This is a genomic window from Roseivirga sp. UBA1976, from assembly GCF_002336325.1.
GTDB lineage: Bacteria > Bacteroidota > Bacteroidia > Cytophagales > Cyclobacteriaceae > Roseivirga > Roseivirga thermotolerans.
Map to the genome: position 1 here is coordinate 33,928 of NZ_DDDQ01000028.1, position 16,491 is coordinate 50,418.

Sequence of the window (16,491 nt, forward strand, 5' to 3'; positions counted from 1 at the left end):
GCCGTCAGGGTTCTAGGTTAGTAGTAATCAACCCCATACATACTAACTACCGCATGCTTCGCATGCATCCGGATTGTCGAGCGAGCAAGCCATGTCGGCTGCATTCTTGGCCATTTGTTCGGCTGTTGGTGCGGAGGCCGCCTGCTTATCTACTGTAAACTGAATAGCATCGGCTGCTGCTCTGGATCTTAAGTAATACATACCTGTCTTCAACCCTTTCTTCCAAGCATAGAAGTGCATAGAAGTCATTTTACCAAAGTTCGGGTCTTGGATATGTATGTTAAGACTCTGCGACTGACAGATATATGCTCCCCTGTCGGCCGACATGTCGATGATGGCCTTTTGAGAGATTTCCCAAACTGTTTTGTACAGGTCTTTTATGTTTTGCGGAATTTCCGGAATAGCCTGAACCGACCCCTTAGCGGCAATAAGCTTGTTTTTCATATCGGAATTCCAGAGGCCTAGTTTAATAAGGTCTCTCATCAGGTGTTTGTTCACCACCACAAACTCTCCCGAAAGGGTTCTTCGGGTGTAAATGTTTGAGGTATATGGCTCAAAGCACTCGTTGTTTCCTAATATTTGAGAAGTAGAGGCAGTTGGCATTGGGGCTACCAAAAGTGAGTTTCTTACTCCGTGCTTCTTTACTTCCTTTTTAAGACCATCCCAATCCCAAAGGCCGGAATCAGGTGTTACGCCCCACATATCGTATTGGAATATTCCTTTAGATACTGGCGAACCTTTAAAGGTCTCATATGGCCCCTCCACTTTAGCCAGGTCTTTAGAAGCTGTCATGGCCGCAAAGTAGATGGTTTCAAAGATGTGTCTGTTCAGCTTTCGGGCTTCTTCAGACTCAAAAGGATAACCCATCAGAATAAAGGCATCGGCCAATCCCTGCACCCCCAAGCCAATGGGTCGGTGACGCATATTGGAGTTGCGCGCCTCTTCTACCGGGTAGTAGTTTACATCAATTACCTTGTTCAGGTTTTTGGTGGCCACGTAGGTTACATCATATAGCTTCTGGAAGTCGTAGGTATTGGTTTCTTCGTCTACAAACTTAGGCAGAGCAATAGAGGCCAGGTTACAAACCGCTACTTCGTCTGGTGCGGTGTACTCAATAATTTCGGTACAGAGGTTAGACGACTTAATGGTTCCCAGGTTTTTCTGGTTAGATTTTTTGTTAGCAGCGTCTTTAAAGAGCATATAAGGTGTACCGGTCTCTATCTGAGACTCTAAGATCTCAAACCAAAGGTCTTGTGCCTTTATAGTCTGGCGGCCTTTGCCTTCTCTTTCGTACTTCTCATAAAGCTTTTCAAACTCTTCGCCATAGGTATCGGCCAAACCGGGGCACTCATTCGGACAAAGTAATGTCCACTCCTCATTGGCTTCTACACGCTTCATAAACAAATCGGGAATCCAAAGGGCGTAGAATAAATCTCTTGCTCTTAGCTCTTCTTTTCCATGGTTCTTTTTCAAGTCCAGGAAATCGAAAATATCGGCATGCCATGGCTCGAGATAAATGGCAAACGACCCTTTTCTTTTTCCACCCCCTTGGTCAACATACCGGGCTGTCATGTCGAAGTTTCTCAACATTGGTACAATACCATTAGAAACCCCTCCTGTACCTTTAATGTACGACCCCTTGGCTCTTACATTGTGAATAGAAAGGCCGATACCTCCGGCAGACTGCGAAATTTTAGCGCACTGCTTAAGGGTATCATATATGCCATCTATGCTATCGTCTTTCATGGTAAGCAAGAAACAAGACGAAAGCTGAGGTTTTGGTGTACCGGCATTGAAGAGCGTTGGAGTGGCATGGGTAAACCATTTTTCTGAAAGCAGGTGATAGGTTTCTACTACCTTTTCCATGTCTTCTCCATGAATACCTACCGAAACTCTCATGAGCATGTGCTGTGGTCTTTCCACAATCTTTCCATCGAGCTTCATAAGGTACGAACGCTCCAGGGTTTTAAACCCGAAGTAGTCGTAGCTAAAGTCTCTGTCATAAATAATGGTAGAGTCTAGCAGGGCGGCATTTTTCTTTATAACGCCATAGGTTTCTTTAGAGATAAGCGGTGCATTTTCTCCTGTTTTAGGGTCCACATAAGTGTAGAGCCTCTTCATGGTATTGGAGAATGACTTACTCGTGGTTTTATGCAGGTTAGAAATGGCTATTCTGGCCGCAAGTTTTGCATAGTCAGGGTGCTTCACCGTCATGGTGGCAGCTATTTCGGCCGCCAGGTTGTCCAGGTCCTGGGTGCTCACACCATCATAAAGTCCTTCGATTACTTTTTTAGCTACATCGATAGGTTCAACAAAGCTGGGGTCCAGGCCGTAGGATAGTTTTTCTATCCGAGCGGTAATTTTGTCGAATTTGACAGACTCTCGTCTACCATCTCTTTTTACTACTAACATATTTATTGGGGTTTGGGGGTGATTTTAAAAAATTCTAGAAATCGTCATCGAATGAAAGGGTTCGCGAATTACCCGAATCATCCTTGTCTTTCATTACACCTGCTTTTTGGTATTCACCAACTCGTTTTTCAAAGAAGTTGGTTTTGCCTTGCAGTGAAATCATTTCCATAAAGTCGAACGGATTAGTAGAGTTATATACTTTGCTGCATCCCAGCTCTACCAGCAGTCTGTCGGTAACAAACTCCAGGTATTGAGCCATTAGGTCGGCATTCATACCAATAAGTCTAACAGGAAGTGACTCTGTAATGAATTCTCTTTCTATATCTAAAGCATCAATTATAATTTCCTTAATTCTTTCTTCAGGCACCTTGTTAATGAGGTGGTTGTTGTGCAGGTGACAGGCAAAGTCACAGTGCAGGCCTTCATCTCTCGAAATAAGTTCGTTAGAGAAAGTAAGGCCCGGCATTAGGCCACGTTTCTTGAGCCAAAAGATAGAGCAGAAGCTTCCGGAAAAGAAAATACCTTCAACTGCTGCAAAGGCAATGAGTCGCTCCGCAAAAGAAGGAGACTCTATCCACTTCAGAGCCCAGTCGGCTTTTTTCTTAATGGCATCGAAAGTTTCAATGGCATGAAACAGCTTATCAGACTCAACCGGATCTTTGATATATGTATCGATAAGCAGCGAGTAGGTTTCTGAGTGAATGTTTTCCATCATAATCTGGAAACCATAGAAGAATTTGGCCTCCGTATACTGTACTTCATTCACAAAGTTCTCGGCCAGGTTTTCGTTCACAATACCATCAGAAGCGGCAAAGAAGGCCAGCACGTGTTTAATAAAGTAACGCTCATCGTCATTGAGCTTATCGTTCCAGTCAGACAAATCCTGATGAAGGTCTATCTCTTCTGCTGTCCAAAAGCTGGCTTCAGCTTTTTTGTAGAACTGCCAAATGTCATCGTGCTGAATAGGAAATAGTACAAAGCGGTCTTTGTTCTCCTTCAATAACGGTTCCTCTACTGCGGTAGTCAATTCGCTCATGTTACTTCTTTTATTTGGGGTTGAAATAAAAAAGGTCACGTTGAAGAACTCATGTTCTTCAAAAAACAAGTGCTACTTATCCTAAGATTAGCAGCAAATCCTATTTAATTTTCAGGGTTTCTGGCTAATTCCTTGATACTCTTTGGAGTAGGAGCCCAGCCAGACAATAGGTTGTTTATTGGGGTCGTAACCTGAAACAAATATTACAAAAAGGGGCTGAAAAATCAATGCGAAAACTTTAGTCATTTTACGCATGAAAGCTGTTTCATACGTTGATATAACTGATTGTACAAAAGAGAGTTAAACTCCTATGATTGGAGTAAGACTTATTCCTTTTTTTGACGTATGCAAAGGCGAAAAAAAATGAAAATTTAATATTGGAAAATCGCTTGCATATATCATCGCTATTTGGTTTGTTATTCGCGATTATTCCGTTACCTTTGCAGTCCGTTTTTGAAAAATACATTTATAATGTACGCAATTGTAGACATAGCAGGAAAGCAGTTCAAAGTAACGCAAGACCAATTCGTGTATGCTCCATTGATGGAGGGCGAAGAAGGCGCTTCCGTAGAGTTCGAGAAAGTATTATTGCTCGACAATGAAGGTAAAGTAGAAGTGGGTGCCCCGGTAGTAAAGGGTGCCAAAGTTTCCGGTAAGATCATCGGACATGTAAAGGGTGACAAAGTAATCGTCTTCAAAAAGAAAAGAAGAAAAGGTTACAAGGTGAAGAATGGTCACCGTCAGAATTTCACGAAAGTATTGATCGAAAAAATTTCAAAATAAGAGAATACCATGGCACATAAAAAAGGAGTCGGTAGTTCGAAAAACGGTAGAGAGTCGGAAAGTAAACGACTTGGCGTTAAAATATATGGTGGTCAGGCTGCAGTAGCCGGCAACATCATTGTAAGACAAAGAGGTACTCAGCATCACCCGGGTAAAAACGTAGGTATTGGTAAAGACCACACCTTATTTGCCCTGACAGACGGTGTTGTGGAGTTTAGAAAAGGCAGAAAAGACAGATCTTATGTTTCTGTGCTTCCTTTCGAAGGAGAAGGCGGAGAAGCATAAGGTTAGGTTGATAGATTTTTTAGACCCTGATTTCGAAAGAAGTCAGGGTTTTTTATTGCCCGCTGGCAGCTCCCGTGCTTACTTTACAACCCAGCCCCCTGAATACGATTAGGTTGTTGCCTCTATTTCAAAAACACCTGATCCAGAAAGGCAATTACGGTAGAAGGCCTGAGAAGCAGCACGAAAATAACTCCAAAAACAGCCCCCCAAAGGTGGGCATCGTGGTTAATGTTATCTCTGCCTCTGCGCCCCATTATAATGGAGTAGGCAATGAAAATAGCCCCCAGAATATAGCCGGGAAGACAAATGAACAGGTACAGGCACAACTGACGTAGCGGATCGAAAAGAATAAAGGCCAACACCAACGCAGAAACACCTCCTGAAGCTCCCAGGGAGTTGTATCTCGGGTTGTTTTTGTGCTTAAGCATAGTTGGCACATTGGCCACTATTATTGCTGTGAAGAATAGCACAAGGTAAAGCAGTATACCTTGTTCCTGAAAGAATATTGTAAATATTTGCTCTATGGCTGCTCCAAAAAAGTACAGCGTGAACAGGTTGAGAAACAAGTGCAGCGGACCATTATGTACAAAGCCGGAAGTAAGCAACCTCCAGTATTGCTTTTGATAATAGGTTTCATAAGGATTGAGTAGTAGCCTGGACTGAAGCTCGGGGCGCTTCCAGGCTAGGTAAGAAACCAACCCTATAACCACCATTAAACCATACGTAACCTGCATTATTTCTCTCTATCGATTAGATACTGGGTAAAGGTGCGCAACACTTCTTTTCGCTCAGGAGCTGCATCTATGGCACCGAGCCTCTCAAAACCCTTGGCAAAGTACTCGTTCATTTTTGCAAGGGTGAGTTCTTTTATGCCTATTTGATCATAGATGGCCGTAACTTCTTTTACCTTTTGGTTGGCATCAAAACTTGTTTGACTTAACCAGTGACTCAACACTTGTAATTGGGTAGGATTGGCCAACTCCAGAGCCTTCAACAGCAGAAAAGTCTTCTTATTAGAAAGAATATCTCCACCTACTTGTTTTCCGAACTTTTTCTGGTCGCCATATACGTCTAGCAGATCATCTTTAAGCTGGAAGCCTATGCCCACATCAACACCAAAATCATACAAGGCTTTGCTCTCCGAAGGCTTTGCCCCTGCGAGCATAGCGCCCAATTCCAGGCTAAAACCTAACAAGACCGCTGTTTTTAACCTGATCATATTAAGGTAGTCGGCTTCGGTTACCTGTGGTAGGTGCTCAAAATTCATATCGAATTGCTGGCCTTCGCACACACCTGCAGCACAAGCATTAAAGGCTCGAATAATATCTTTTAAGTTGCCTGGCGAATCCATCAAAAGATCATAGGCTTTAACCAGCATTACATCGCCCGAAAGAATGGCTGTGTTGCTATTCCATTTCTCATGCACGGTTTGCTGGCCTCTGCGCAGAGGGGCATCGTCCATTATATCATCGTGCATGAGGGTAAAGTTGTGAAAAACCTCTACAGCCAAGGCTTGATCGAGCACTTCTTCGGGGTTGTCTTTAAACAGTTGATAAGACATGAGCACCAACAACGGACGTAGGCGCTTACCTCCTAAAGACATGATATACCGAATGGGTTCGTAAAGTTCTATAGGTTGGTTGCCATAGGACATCTGGCTTAGCCTATTATTGATCAGGCCTGCAAGGGCCTTAAAATCATTTGTCATCATCTACAAAAATTAAGTCGATAGTCCTGCGGTCAATATCTGTTGCCTTTACTCGTACGGTCACCTTATCGCCCAGGCTTATCATTCGCTTGTTTCTTCTACCCACCACACGATAGTTTTGTTCATCGAACTCGTAAAAATCGTCTGACATATCGGAAATACGAACCATTCCCTCGCATTTTGTTTCTGTAATTTCTACATAAATACCCCATTCGGTAACACCGCTCACTATACCGGCAAAGTCTTTCTTTTCTACAATAGACATGTACTCTACCTGCTTGTACTTAATGGAGGCTCTTTCAGCATCGGCCGCGCGCTTTTCACGTTCGGAAGAATGAACACAAAGCTCTTCATAGGCTTCTTTATCGGCCGATTTCCCCCCCTCCAGATAGTGCTGCAATAGCCTATGCACCATCATATCGGGGTATCTTCGAATGGGTGAGGTAAAGTGAGTGTAGTGTGGAAATGCCAAGCCAAAGTGTCCTTTTTCGGTTGTAGTATATTTGGCCTTGGCCATACTGCGAATAGCCAGCTGCTCCAGTACGTTTTGCTCGGGTTTTCCGGTAATGTTGTCCATCAGACCATTAAGCGACTTGGAAATACCGCCTTTCTCAAAATCGAGCGTATGACCAAACCTTCTGGCAAAGTTGGCGAATGTATCTAGTTTTTCCGGATCGGGATTGTCGTGGGTTCGATAAACAAAGGTGAGCGGGTTTCCTGACTTCCCCTTGTTGTAGACAAACTCTGCAACTTTTTTGTTGGCCAAGAGCATAAACTCCTCAATGAGCATATGAGCCTCTTTTCTTTCTTTAGGAATAATGCCTAGCGGGGTGCCCTTTTCGTCTAGTTGAAACTTTACTTCTACGGTTTCGAAATTGACTGCACCGCTCTGAAATCGTTTCTTCCGGAGAATTCTGGCGAGCTTATTCAGCAGATTTATTTCTTCTTGAAAGTCGCCTTCTTGTTTTTCTATTCTTTCCTGGGCTTCTTCGTAAGTAAAGCGCCTGTCGGAATATATAATGGTTCGGCCGAACCATTGCTTCTTAATTTCGGCATTAGCATCGAGCTCAAAAACAGCACTAAAGGTAAGCTTCTCCTCATTGGGTCTGAGGGAGCAAAGTCCGTTAGAGAGCCTTTCGGGCAGCATGGGTATGGTACGGTCTACCAGATAAACAGAGGTGGCACGCTCAATGGCCTCATCTTCCAGTTTAGATTTTGGGGCCACATAATGGGTTACATCGGCAATATGTACGCCTACCTCATAGTTGCCATTATCTAACATTCGTAATGAAAGGGCATCGTCAAAATCTTTGGCGTCTTCAGGGTCTATGGTAAAGGTTGTAACCTGACGAAAGTCCTTTCTTTTGGTCAATTCTGCTTTGGTAATTTTATCGGATATGGCCTCTGCTTCTGCTTCTACAGCATCGGGAAACTCCAGGGGCAACCCAAATTCGGCTATAATGGAATGAATCTCTGCATTGTGCTCTCCTGCCTTTCCTAAAACACGCTTTACAACCCCTTCGGGCTTCTTGTCGCGCTCGGGCCATTCAGTAATTTCAACCAGCACTTTATCATTGTGCTTAGCTCCATTGAGGTCTTCATACTTAATGTAGATGTCGTGAAACATCTTTTTAAAGTCAGGAATTACAAAGGCATATCGGGTAGACATTTCTATGCGTCCGACAAACTGATTGCGATGACGACTTAGGATTTCTACTACTTTTCCTTCCCTGCTTTTTCCATGCCGCGTGGGCTTAAGCACTACTTTTACTTTATCGTCATCTAAGGCTCCCAACAGATCCTCTCTGGCTATCCATACATCGTTATCTTCTTCTCCATCATCAGGCACTACGTAAGCAAAACGTGCATTTACGTAGTCTACTACTCCGGTAATGGTGGTCATTTCTCCGGCAGCAGCATAGGAACCATTTCTCAGTTTTTTAATTTTGCCCGAATCTTCCAGCCTGAAAATTACCTCGGTAACTATGCCTTTTGATTTGGCGTCTCTAATATTCAGCCCTTTGAGAATTTGTTTTATCTGATAGCCTCTTCCGGGCGTACGGTTGAGAAACTCTAAAACAATAGGCTCAATTTGCTTGGCAGCTCGTTTTGTAACTGAAGAATCCTGAGGTGGTATTCCTTTTCTTTTTCGGCCCATGAATGATTGTTATGGTGCAGTTTAAAGTTAGTTTTAATAATGCTAATTATGGTTGTTACCGTACTTAAACCATAATGATATTTTCTTCTTTGAGTAGCGGCAACTGATTGAGCTTTAGAAAGACTTGCACAAGCACTGAAACATCGCGTTTGCAATATTCTGTAATACGCTCTAAGTCGCTGGCTTTGTAGTAAACTTCGTTTACCTGACTACCGTCAATATCGTCTTTGCTGCTTTCTATTTCAAATATAGCAGCCAGAAGGTCGAGTGAGGTGAAGTGCTTGTAGTCTCCAAACTTCCACAGCTCCAGGGTATCCAGATGGTTTATTTCCCAAGGCTTTTTACCTGATAGTTGCAATGCATTGGGCAAGGCTATACCATGAATGAGCATACGCCTGGCCATGTAGGGAAAATCGAACTCCTTGCCGTTATGAGCACAAAGCCTGGTTTCTTTGTGATTGAAATGGCCGTTGAGTAAATCGGCCATTTGCTGTAACACTTTCTTTTCATCGTGATCGGCAAAAGCGGTAATCCGAAACTCCGGTTGTGGCTCTAGTTGCGAGAAGTAACCAACCGAAATAACCACAACCTTTCCAAATTCGGCATATATACCGGCCTTGTTATAAAGTTCTTCAGGGCTGTGGTGTTCTGCCTCACGAAAAAAAGAAGACTTTTTTGCCCAAAGCTCTTGTTTTCTCTGGTCTAAATCATGGAAAGAAGCCTTCTCGGCTACGGTTTCAATATCCAGAAAAAGTATGTGTTTAAGATCATTAACCTTCATAGAGTCGATTAATTTAGAAATAATCGAGGCAATATCAAGTGGCGTATTTACCTGGCAGATCTAACTCTTGAATTTGCTCTAGATCAAATTCATGAAAGGGCTGAATCACGAATTTCTTATCGAACACCTGATTCATGATATAGTAACTAACCCAAAACTCATTGAAAAAGCCAAATACTTCAGGAGAAATGCTTTCTATTTTGGCTACCGATTGCTCTTGAACTTTTTCAATCATGTGTCTGAGAGTAGAGGTTTTGCGTGCATCTGCCGACTTTGACTCAAAACCCTTAGAAACCACCATCACGTTGTTCAGCTCTATTAGGTTTTGGTTAATAAGGTATACGTGCCATTCGCTCTCACCTAAATTGTTCACCGCCTTGGCTATACAAACCTTTACTCCTGTAACCTCAGGCATTTTTATGTCTTTGCGCATGCCACAAAAATAGTAAAGGCTATTGGTTCATCTGCCCATAAAAGTGTTTCATCACTTGCTGGGCCTTTTTATGTTGGGGAGTAAAATCAATGTTGAAGCGACTATCGTCAGGATTACGTCTGCTTCGGCTGCGCTCTTCCAATTGAGACACTTTAGGGTACCATTTCCAAAGGTGAAAACCTGCTATAAAGGGTTGATCCATTAGAGCACGAAACATTCCTGTATATAAGTTGGCCTGGGCTTCTTCAGAATGTATGGCTTCTCTATTTTCAAAAGGCATCCGTTGTGGCCACTGCCAAGGCTCAATGCCAGCATCTTTGGTGCTCTTATACCCAATCTCCGTAAAGAGAATTGGCTTCTGATACTTTACAGAAACAGCCTTTAGTTGAGAGAGGTGCTTTTGCCATCCTTCTTCCACTTCCTGAATGGTGGGGTTTTCGTTTTGTGCTACAGGAAAGTATCCTTGCACGCCAATATAATCCAACAAATCCCAAAAGGCCACGTCTTGATATTCATCGGCAAAATTGGCAGCATAGGTAAGCTCTCCTGTATAAACGTTTCTAATCTTTTCGATCAGCTGTCGCCAATCATTTTCCCGTTCTACACAGGTTCTGTGCAGTTCTGTGCCAATACACAACATTTCTATGCCTTCTTCCTGGGCCAATTGAGCGTAGTGCAAAATAAATTGCTCGTAATTAGCAAACCACTTCTGCCAGTCTTCTTCTGACTGCATGCTTATTTCACCACGCCACTTGCCCTGGCTATCGCGAAGCCAAATATGAGGTTTGAGTATAGTCTTAATGCCCTGCTCCCTGGCCAGTCGGGTGGTTTGCCTAAGGCCTTCGTCTCTTTCTCCCCACCAACCGGTTTGACTTCCAATCTGTGTTCCAATATCCGGAGAGTTGTGCTCTCGCTGCCAGCCAAATGGTGTTTGAGAAATCCAGTTCACATTGTTTTGCACCAATTCTGCTATGCTGGCCGAATCGATTGGATAGGGGCCTGCAACCCAACAAACTCCCCTGTGCTTATCTGCGGTGGCAATGTGCGGGGTGGTGGATTTCTTTTTTTGCAGAGCTATTCCGCATACCATCAAAGTGAAAAGTAGCGTAAGCACTAAGAGGTATGTTCGATTGGTTCTCATTGCCCAAGCTCCATACCAAAAGTGGCTATAATGTGGTTTTGGAGACTGTTCTGAACTTCAGCTATATCTACCTCCTGTCCAATCTCAGCCTGCATTGAGGTTACTGCCTTGTCGTCTATGCCGCAGGGTATGATATGGCCGAAGTAGGAGAGATCGGTATTTACGTTAAGGGCTAGTCCGTGCATTGTTACCCAGCGGCTCGACTTTACTCCCATGGCACAAATCTTCCTGGGGTTTTCTGCCCCTTCTTCAAAATCTACCCATACTCCGGTAAGCCCGTCTATTCGTCCGGCACTAATGCCAAAATCGGCCATAGTAAGAATTACAGCTTCTTCTAAAAACCTTAAATACTTGTGGATATCGGTAAAGAAATTTTCTAAATCCAGAATCGGATAGGCAACAAGCTGCCCCGGACCGTGATATGTGATATCACCGCCTCTGTTAATCTTATAAAATTGGGCATGATGTTCTCTCAACCCTGCTTCATCAAGAAGCAGATTATCCAACGAACCACTTTTCCCTAGAGTGTATACATGAGGATGCTCACAGAATATGAGATAGTTTTCTGTAGGTAGCAAAAGGGTATAGTCTTCCTGCTTGCGATTAGCAATTTTGCGATCAATAGTTTGTTTAAAGATCGACTCCTGATAATCCCATACTTTTTGGTAATCTTCCTTACCCAGGTTAATTACCTCAACTCTCTTATTCTGAAGAATACTCATGATTCACGCGTCATCGGCCACATATGCACGCTAATTTAGGCCTCATTCTGTCCCTCTCCAATAAGCTCTACAGATAATACACGAACGTTTTTCGTCACTTGTCTGTTGGCTTTCCTCAGGGCAGAAGTTTGATTTCGCGCAAGAAACTCTGTCTTGACCACGCTATTGTCTTTCAAATTAAGGAACGTGGCCGAGAACTTTTTCATATTCTTCTTACCAGCCATGTTCCAAAAATAGACTAAGCCATGAAAGTTTCCAACATTTTGAAACCCGATTTGGCCCTAATATGCACTTCTTTGAACTTTCGTGGCAATAAAACTGCATCTCCCATACAAATATTTGTAGTTAACCCCTCTGTCTGCAATTCAGCCTCACCCTCAAAACAGGTGTAAATAACAAAGGAATCGCGCTCATAATGCTCACGAATTATACCGGTTGTAAACTCCAATAAATTGGTTTGAAAGTACTGGGAATCGACCAGTGGAACTACCTCATTGAGGCGCTTCTTATATGGAGTTTTGTAATCTGAGTAGGCGTTGTAATCGAGGGCATCGAGGGCTTGCTCGGTATGTAATTCTCTTTTGTTCCCTTCATCGTCTACTCGATCGAAGTCATATATACGGTAGGTAATGTCTGAAGATTGTTGTATTTCGGCCAACAAAAGCCCTTTTCCTATGGTATGCACCCTGCCTGCGGGCAGGTAGAAACAATCTCCAGGGTGCACCTGTTCCCGGTTTAATAACTCGGTGAGTTTGCCACTGTTCAGGTATTGCAAATACTCTTCGCGGTTGGTTTCTCTCTTAAAGCCACTTATAAGGCTTGACCCGGGATCGGCCTGAAAAACATACCACATTTCTGACTTACCTAATGAGTTGTGGCGCTCTTTGGCCAGCTTGTCATCGGGGTGTACCTGAATGGACAGATCTTGTGCGGCATCGATAAATTTGACCAGTAATGGAAATTCATTACCAAAAGCTTCATACACCTTGTCTCCCACCAAATCGCCTTTAAACTCCTCAATCAACTCCGGCAAGGTGCTTCCGGCCAACACTCCTTCGGCTACTTTGGATAGATTACCTTTCACTCCTGAGATTTCCCAGGTCTCACCGCAGTTTTTCAGTGGAGAAAAATCCTTACCCAGAACATCCCTTATTTTTGTTCCACCCCAAATTTTCTCTTTAAAAATGGTTTCAAATTTTAATGGGTACAGGTATCTCTTGCTCATGAATTTCTATAGCTTTTGAAGACATTAATTAAACCGTTGGTCGATGAATCGTGGCTGTTGACCTGCCTATGTGACTTAAGCTCGGGTAGAATTTTTTTGGCCAACACCTTGCCTAACTCTACCCCCCATTGGTCGAAACTATAGATGTTCCAGATTACACCCTGCACAAAAATCTTATGTTCGTACATAGCAATGAGACTTCCTAAAACGAACGGAGTAAGTTTTTTATAAAGAATACTGTTGGTGGGCTTGTTCCCCTCAAAGACTTTAAAAGGGGCAAGCTGTTCTATTTCTTTTGGTGTTTTGCCCTGAGCTTTTAGTTCTGCTTCTACTTCTTGCAAAGACTTGCCATTCATGAGGGCCTCAGTTTGAGCAAAAAAGTTGGAAAGCAGTTTTAAATGATGGTCTCCAATTGGGTTATGGCTCACGACCGGAGCCAGAAAATCGCAAGGGATTAACTTAGTGCCTTGGTGAATGAGTTGGTAAAAGGCATGCTGACCGTTGGTTCCAGGTTCTCCCCAAACAATGGGGCCTGTTTGGTAGCTAACTTTATTTCCATTTCGATCAACCGACTTGCCGTTGCTCTCCATATTGCCTTGCTGAAAGTAAGCCGCAAACCGATGCATGTACTGGTCATAGGGGAGAATGGCTTCAGACTCGCTCCCGAAAAAATTACCATACCAAATTCCAATCAGCGCCAGAATCAGCGGAATATTCGCGCTTGGCGATGCATTTAAAAAGTGTTCGTCCATGGAGTGTGCACCGCTCAGTAGCTCTTCAAAGTTTCGGAAACCAATAGTGCATGCTATAGAAAGGCCAATGGAAGACCAAAGCGAGTAACGGCCACCTACCCAGTCCCAAAACTCAAACATATTTTGGGTATCAATACCAAAGTCGGCTACAGCACCGGCATTGGTAGAAAGAGCCACAAAGTGCTTGGCCACGTCAGAAGCACTTCCTCCTTGTGCAATAAACCAGTCTTTGGCCGACTGGGCGTTAGTCATTGTTTCTTGAGTAGTAAAGGTTTTGGAGGCAATCATAAAAAGAGTTTCTTCTGCCTCTACCTGCTTCAACACTTCGGCAAGGTGGGTTCCATCTACATTTGAAACAAAGTAGGGTTTGATGCCAAAGGTAGCATAGGGTTTTAGGGCCTCTGTAACCATAACTGGCCCCAAATCAGACCCTCCAATACCAATATTTACAATGTTCTTAATAGGCTTGCCCGTATAGCCCAACCACTTGCCCCCTGTTATTTTATCTGCAAACAGACGCATCTTTTCTAATGCCGCATTAACTTCCGGCATTACATCGGTGTCAGCTACTTTTATGGGGCGGTTGCTGCGGTTTCTGAGTGCAATATGGAGTACTGACCGGTCTTCCGTAACATTGATTTTCTCCCCCTTAAACATGGCTTGAGCAGCCTCTCTAACCTTGCACTCTTCTGCCAATTCCAGAAGTAACTGAAGTGTTTTTTCTGTTAACAGGTTCTTTGAATAGTCTATATAAATATCTCCGAGTCTGTAAGAAAACCTTTCAAAACGATTACGATCGGCCCGGAAGAGTTCTTTCATGTGGACCTCTTTCATTTCCTGAGCATGTTCCGAAAGCTTTTGCCAGGCTGAAGTTGTAGTTGGGTTTATATTCTCAAGCATGGTTTCACAGGTTTGAGCGATGAAGTTAGTTCAAATATTTACCTAAATTAAGTTCCACGAATGTCTTATCCATGCAAACGTTTGGCAAAAAAGGAGAAGATTTAGCCTGCAGCTTTCTACAAAGCCATGGCTATGAAATTGTTGTGCGAAATTTCAGGCATAAAAAGTCAGAAATTGATGTGATCTGCCGGAAAGATAATCTTTTGGTTTTTGTTGAAGTTAAAACCAGACGATCGGTTGAATTTGGTTTTCCCGAAGAATTTGTTTCTCAAAACCAGCAAAAAGCCATTATCAGAGCTGCCGAAAATTATGTAATTGAGCATGCCTGGAAGGGAGACATTCGCTTCGATATTGTAGCCGTACTTATCAACAAAGAGACCACAGATATTGAACATCTTAAAGACGCATTCTATTAAGGCCTGATCTTGGGCGAAACGTATACGGTCTGAGAATTTCTGTTCCATTCTCTCATAATGTAGGGCTCAAAATCCCAGTCGTAGAAGTTGGATGGATATTGGATTTGACGTTTCTGAACCACTACCCCTGGTATATTGTGGAACTCTTCCCAGACACCCACCTTTTGATCGAACACATATTGCCCTTTAACGGCTATATTTCCACTCTCAAAAAACAGATAATAGAACCCTTCCTTTTTTCCGTATTGATAAGGAATTACCTCTTTGACTTTGGTTTTGGTGTCTTCATCATAATAGGTGATCTTGGCATCTCTAAGCCACCCTTTTACATAGTGTTCTTTGTCATAAAGGGTTGAGTCTTTTCTCTGATAAAGCCAAGTGCCATGTTTCATTCCATAAATAAACTGGCCTTTCTCTACCACCACGTCATTCACAAGCCGTTCATAAGGACCGTGCAATACCCGCGCCAGCGTTTGGCCTCTACCTTGCACTTTGGTAACTGCGTCTCTCTCAGTGTTGTGATAGAAGATTTCCTGAACATAACGATCGACCTGTATAGGTTCTGGTAGTACATTGAATAGCCTGTAGTCCTCTGTGTTTCGGTCGCGATAGGCGGTAAATGCCTTTTTTGTTTTCTCTCCAAAGAAGAAGTTCTTCTTCACTTTAAGTTCAGCATCGGGAATGGAGTCTTCCCTAGCGGACTTTTCATCTTCCAAAGTAATATTGGGCTTATCTGGATCTACCTCCTCTTTAGCCGGAGCCAACACCTGATTGATCCCCCCGCAAGCCGAAACAGCAGCAATTAAACCTAAAAGCAATAGCTTCTTTAGCATGACGTGAAGATAACGATTATCGGTTTTGCTCTAGTATAATATTCGAAATCAGGCAAAAGCCAAGGGGGAACACTCGTTGGCATGGGCTCGAACCAAGGACCCTTCCCGATAAATCGGGATCAGAAGCCCGAACTCAACTTTAACAGAAGCTCTTCCAGCTTCTTCGGGTTTTGCTTTAGCTCCTTTAAATAGTTCCTCGATTTCATCTTTTTCAGGTGCAGCTCTAGCTTGCGGGCCATTGACTTTTCCAGTCCTTCAACAGTCAGATAAACCTCCCAGGGAATACCTCGCTTTGTCCATATTTTGTTCCGGGCACCATCGTTATGAAAACTCAGTCGGTCTGAAAATGATGAGGTGTAGCCAATATAGTATCGGTCTATTGCAGGAGAATACAGTATGTAGGTGGTGTGTTTCATGTAAACGAAAAAGGCCGGCAAATTTGCCAGCCTTACTCTTTTAGCTCCTCCTCTTGGGCTCGAACCAAGGACCCTTCCCGATAAATCGGGATCAGAAGCTCTAACTCAACTTTAACAGAAGCTCTTCCAGCTTCTTCGGGTTTTGCTTTAGCTCCTTTAAATAGTTTCTCGATTTCATCTTTTTCAGGTGCAGCTCTAGCTTGCGGGCCGTTGACTTTTCCAGTCCTTCAACAGTCAGATAAACCTCCCAGGGAATACCTCGCTTTGTCCATATCTTGTTCCGGGCACCATCGTTATGAAAACTCAGTCGGTCTGAAAATGATGAGGTGTAGCCAATATAGTATCGGTCTATTCCAGGAGAATACAGTATGTAGGTGGTGTGTTTCATGTAAACGAAAAAGGCCGGCAAATTTGCCAGCCCTACTCTTTGCGCTCCTCCTCTTGGGCTCGAACCAAGGACCCTCTGATTAACAGTCAGATGCTCTAACCA

Annotated in this window: 18 protein-coding genes; 3 read left to right on the forward strand and 15 right to left on the reverse strand. The window is 43.3% G+C overall.

The window, feature by feature from the left end:
• Positions 1 to 42: 42 nt before the first annotated feature.
• The gene (locus B3763_RS02550) at positions 43 to 2,412 is read right to left on the reverse strand and encodes a ribonucleoside-diphosphate reductase subunit alpha (protein ID WP_189628972.1); all 2,370 of its coding nucleotides are present in this window, start codon (positions 2,410 to 2,412) and stop codon (positions 43 to 45) included.
• Positions 2,413 to 2,446: 34 nt separating this feature from the next.
• Positions 2,447 to 3,448, reverse strand: a complete 1,002-nt coding sequence (locus B3763_RS02555; protein ID WP_189628971.1) for a ribonucleotide-diphosphate reductase subunit beta — start codon at positions 3,446 to 3,448, stop codon at positions 2,447 to 2,449.
• A 471-nt stretch (positions 3,449 to 3,919) separates the two neighbouring features.
• On the opposite strand from B3763_RS02555, the gene rplU reads away from it, so the two are divergent.
• Together rplU and rpmA are read left to right on the forward strand one after the other, a co-directional pair.
• A complete protein-coding gene (gene rplU / locus B3763_RS02560) occupies positions 3,920 to 4,231 on the forward strand; it encodes a 50S ribosomal protein L21 (protein ID WP_189628970.1) in 312 nt (103 codons plus the stop codon).
• 9 nt (positions 4,232 to 4,240) lie between these two features.
• Positions 4,241 to 4,516, forward strand: a complete 276-nt coding sequence (gene rpmA / locus B3763_RS02565) for a 50S ribosomal protein L27 (RefSeq protein WP_189628969.1) — start codon at positions 4,241 to 4,243, stop codon at positions 4,514 to 4,516.
• A gap of 122 nt (positions 4,517 to 4,638) precedes the next feature.
• On the opposite strand, the gene B3763_RS02570 is transcribed toward rpmA, so the two are convergent.
• The 10 genes from B3763_RS02570 to pgi all read right to left on the reverse strand — a co-directional run bounded on the left by B3763_RS02570 (position 4,639) and on the right by pgi (position 14,336).
• Positions 4,639 to 5,250: a rhomboid family intramembrane serine protease gene (locus tag B3763_RS02570; protein WP_286743359.1), complete on the reverse strand. Its 612-nt coding sequence runs from the start codon at positions 5,248 to 5,250 to the stop codon at positions 4,639 to 4,641.
• On the reverse strand, positions 5,250 to 6,224 hold the full coding sequence (locus B3763_RS02575; protein ID WP_189629292.1) for a polyprenyl synthetase family protein: 975 nt from the start codon (positions 6,222 to 6,224) through the stop codon (positions 5,250 to 5,252). Before B3763_RS02575 ends, B3763_RS02570 begins: the two co-directional genes overlap by 1 nt.
• Positions 6,214 to 8,382, reverse strand: coding sequence for a ribonuclease R (gene rnr, locus B3763_RS02580; protein WP_286743362.1), 2,169 nt, complete (start codon positions 8,380 to 8,382; stop codon positions 6,214 to 6,216). Before rnr ends, B3763_RS02575 begins: the two co-directional genes overlap by 11 nt.
• Before the next feature lie 64 nt (positions 8,383 to 8,446).
• Positions 8,447 to 9,163: a 3'-5' exonuclease gene (locus B3763_RS02585; protein ID WP_286743365.1), complete on the reverse strand. Its 717-nt coding sequence runs from the start codon at positions 9,161 to 9,163 to the stop codon at positions 8,447 to 8,449.
• A 34-nt stretch (positions 9,164 to 9,197) separates the two neighbouring features.
• The gene (locus B3763_RS02590) at positions 9,198 to 9,596 is read right to left on the reverse strand and encodes a hypothetical protein (protein WP_286743368.1); all 399 of its coding nucleotides are present in this window, start codon (positions 9,594 to 9,596) and stop codon (positions 9,198 to 9,200) included.
• Between the two features lie 19 nt (positions 9,597 to 9,615).
• Positions 9,616 to 10,737, reverse strand: coding sequence for a glycoside hydrolase family 113 (locus tag B3763_RS02595; protein WP_286743371.1), 1,122 nt, complete (start codon positions 10,735 to 10,737; stop codon positions 9,616 to 9,618).
• Positions 10,734 to 11,459: a lipoyl(octanoyl) transferase LipB gene (gene lipB, locus B3763_RS02600; protein WP_286743373.1), complete on the reverse strand. Its 726-nt coding sequence runs from the start codon at positions 11,457 to 11,459 to the stop codon at positions 10,734 to 10,736. The genes B3763_RS02595 and lipB overlap by 4 nt, the downstream gene beginning before the upstream one ends.
• A 35-nt stretch (positions 11,460 to 11,494) precedes the next feature.
• Positions 11,495 to 11,665, reverse strand: coding sequence for a hypothetical protein (locus B3763_RS02605; protein ID WP_189628963.1), 171 nt, complete (start codon positions 11,663 to 11,665; stop codon positions 11,495 to 11,497).
• Between the two features lie 32 nt (positions 11,666 to 11,697).
• Positions 11,698 to 12,684 (reverse strand): type I phosphomannose isomerase catalytic subunit, encoded by a 987-nt coding sequence (locus B3763_RS02610; RefSeq protein WP_286743378.1) that lies wholly within the window; start codon positions 12,682 to 12,684, stop codon positions 11,698 to 11,700.
• Entirely contained in the window at positions 12,681 to 14,336 is a 1,656-nt protein-coding gene (gene pgi / locus B3763_RS02615; protein ID WP_286743381.1) for a glucose-6-phosphate isomerase, read from the reverse strand. The genes B3763_RS02610 and pgi overlap by 4 nt, the downstream gene beginning before the upstream one ends.
• A 71-nt stretch (positions 14,337 to 14,407) precedes the next feature.
• On the opposite strand from pgi, the gene B3763_RS02620 reads away from it, so the two are divergent.
• On the forward strand, positions 14,408 to 14,752 hold the full coding sequence (locus B3763_RS02620) for a YraN family protein (RefSeq protein WP_189628960.1): 345 nt from the start codon (positions 14,408 to 14,410) through the stop codon (positions 14,750 to 14,752).
• Here B3763_RS02620 and B3763_RS02625 read toward each other — a convergent pair.
• The 3 genes from B3763_RS02625 to B3763_RS19025 form a co-directional block, all read right to left on the reverse strand.
• The gene (locus B3763_RS02625) at positions 14,749 to 15,585 is read right to left on the reverse strand and encodes a toxin-antitoxin system YwqK family antitoxin (protein WP_286743383.1); all 837 of its coding nucleotides are present in this window, start codon (positions 15,583 to 15,585) and stop codon (positions 14,749 to 14,751) included. The genes B3763_RS02620 and B3763_RS02625 overlap by 4 nt on opposite strands.
• A 119-nt stretch (positions 15,586 to 15,704) precedes the next feature.
• A complete protein-coding gene (locus tag B3763_RS02630) occupies positions 15,705 to 16,001 on the reverse strand; it encodes a GIY-YIG nuclease family protein (protein WP_286743385.1) in 297 nt (98 codons plus the stop codon).
• Positions 16,002 to 16,101: 100 nt separating this feature from the next.
• On the reverse strand, positions 16,102 to 16,389 hold the full coding sequence (locus tag B3763_RS19025) for a GIY-YIG nuclease family protein (RefSeq protein ID WP_414707113.1): 288 nt from the start codon (positions 16,387 to 16,389) through the stop codon (positions 16,102 to 16,104).
• Positions 16,390 to 16,491 lie beyond the last annotated feature (102 nt).

Bases quoted from the DNA above. Each gene is read 5' to 3' on its own strand.
- B3763_RS02550 (WP_189628972.1), bottom strand. From the start codon at position 2,412: ATGTTAGTAGTAAAAAGAGATGGTAGACGAGAGTCTGTCAAATTCGAC.
- B3763_RS02555 (WP_189628971.1), bottom strand. From the start codon at position 3,448: ATGAGCGAATTGACTACCGCAGTAGAGGAACCGTTATTGAAGGAGAAC.
- rplU (WP_189628970.1), top strand. From the start codon at position 3,920: ATGTACGCAATTGTAGACATAGCAGGAAAGCAGTTCAAAGTAACGCAA.
- rpmA (WP_189628969.1), top strand. From the start codon at position 4,241: ATGGCACATAAAAAAGGAGTCGGTAGTTCGAAAAACGGTAGAGAGTCG.
- B3763_RS02570 (WP_286743359.1), bottom strand. From the start codon at position 5,250: ATGCAGGTTACGTATGGTTTAATGGTGGTTATAGGGTTGGTTTCTTAC.
- B3763_RS02575 (WP_189629292.1), bottom strand. From the start codon at position 6,224: ATGACAAATGATTTTAAGGCCCTTGCAGGCCTGATCAATAATAGGCTA.
- rnr (WP_286743362.1), bottom strand. From the start codon at position 8,382: ATGGGCCGAAAAAGAAAAGGAATACCACCTCAGGATTCTTCAGTTACA.
- B3763_RS02585 (WP_286743365.1), bottom strand. From the start codon at position 9,163: ATGAAGGTTAATGATCTTAAACACATACTTTTTCTGGATATTGAAACC.
- B3763_RS02590 (WP_286743368.1), bottom strand. From the start codon at position 9,596: ATGCGCAAAGACATAAAAATGCCTGAGGTTACAGGAGTAAAGGTTTGT.
- B3763_RS02595 (WP_286743371.1), bottom strand. From the start codon at position 10,737: ATGAGAACCAATCGAACATACCTCTTAGTGCTTACGCTACTTTTCACT.
- lipB (WP_286743373.1), bottom strand. From the start codon at position 11,459: ATGAGTATTCTTCAGAATAAGAGAGTTGAGGTAATTAACCTGGGTAAG.
- B3763_RS02605 (WP_189628963.1), bottom strand. From the start codon at position 11,665: ATGAAAAAGTTCTCGGCCACGTTCCTTAATTTGAAAGACAATAGCGTG.
- B3763_RS02610 (WP_286743378.1), bottom strand. From the start codon at position 12,684: ATGAGCAAGAGATACCTGTACCCATTAAAATTTGAAACCATTTTTAAA.
- pgi (WP_286743381.1), bottom strand. From the start codon at position 14,336: ATGCTTGAGAATATAAACCCAACTACAACTTCAGCCTGGCAAAAGCTT.
- B3763_RS02620 (WP_189628960.1), top strand. From the start codon at position 14,408: ATGCAAACGTTTGGCAAAAAAGGAGAAGATTTAGCCTGCAGCTTTCTA.
- B3763_RS02625 (WP_286743383.1), bottom strand. From the start codon at position 15,585: ATGCTAAAGAAGCTATTGCTTTTAGGTTTAATTGCTGCTGTTTCGGCT.
- B3763_RS02630 (WP_286743385.1), bottom strand. From the start codon at position 16,001: ATGAAACACACCACCTACATACTGTATTCTCCTGCAATAGACCGATAC.
- B3763_RS19025 (WP_414707113.1), bottom strand. From the start codon at position 16,389: ATGAAACACACCACCTACATACTGTATTCTCCTGGAATAGACCGATAC.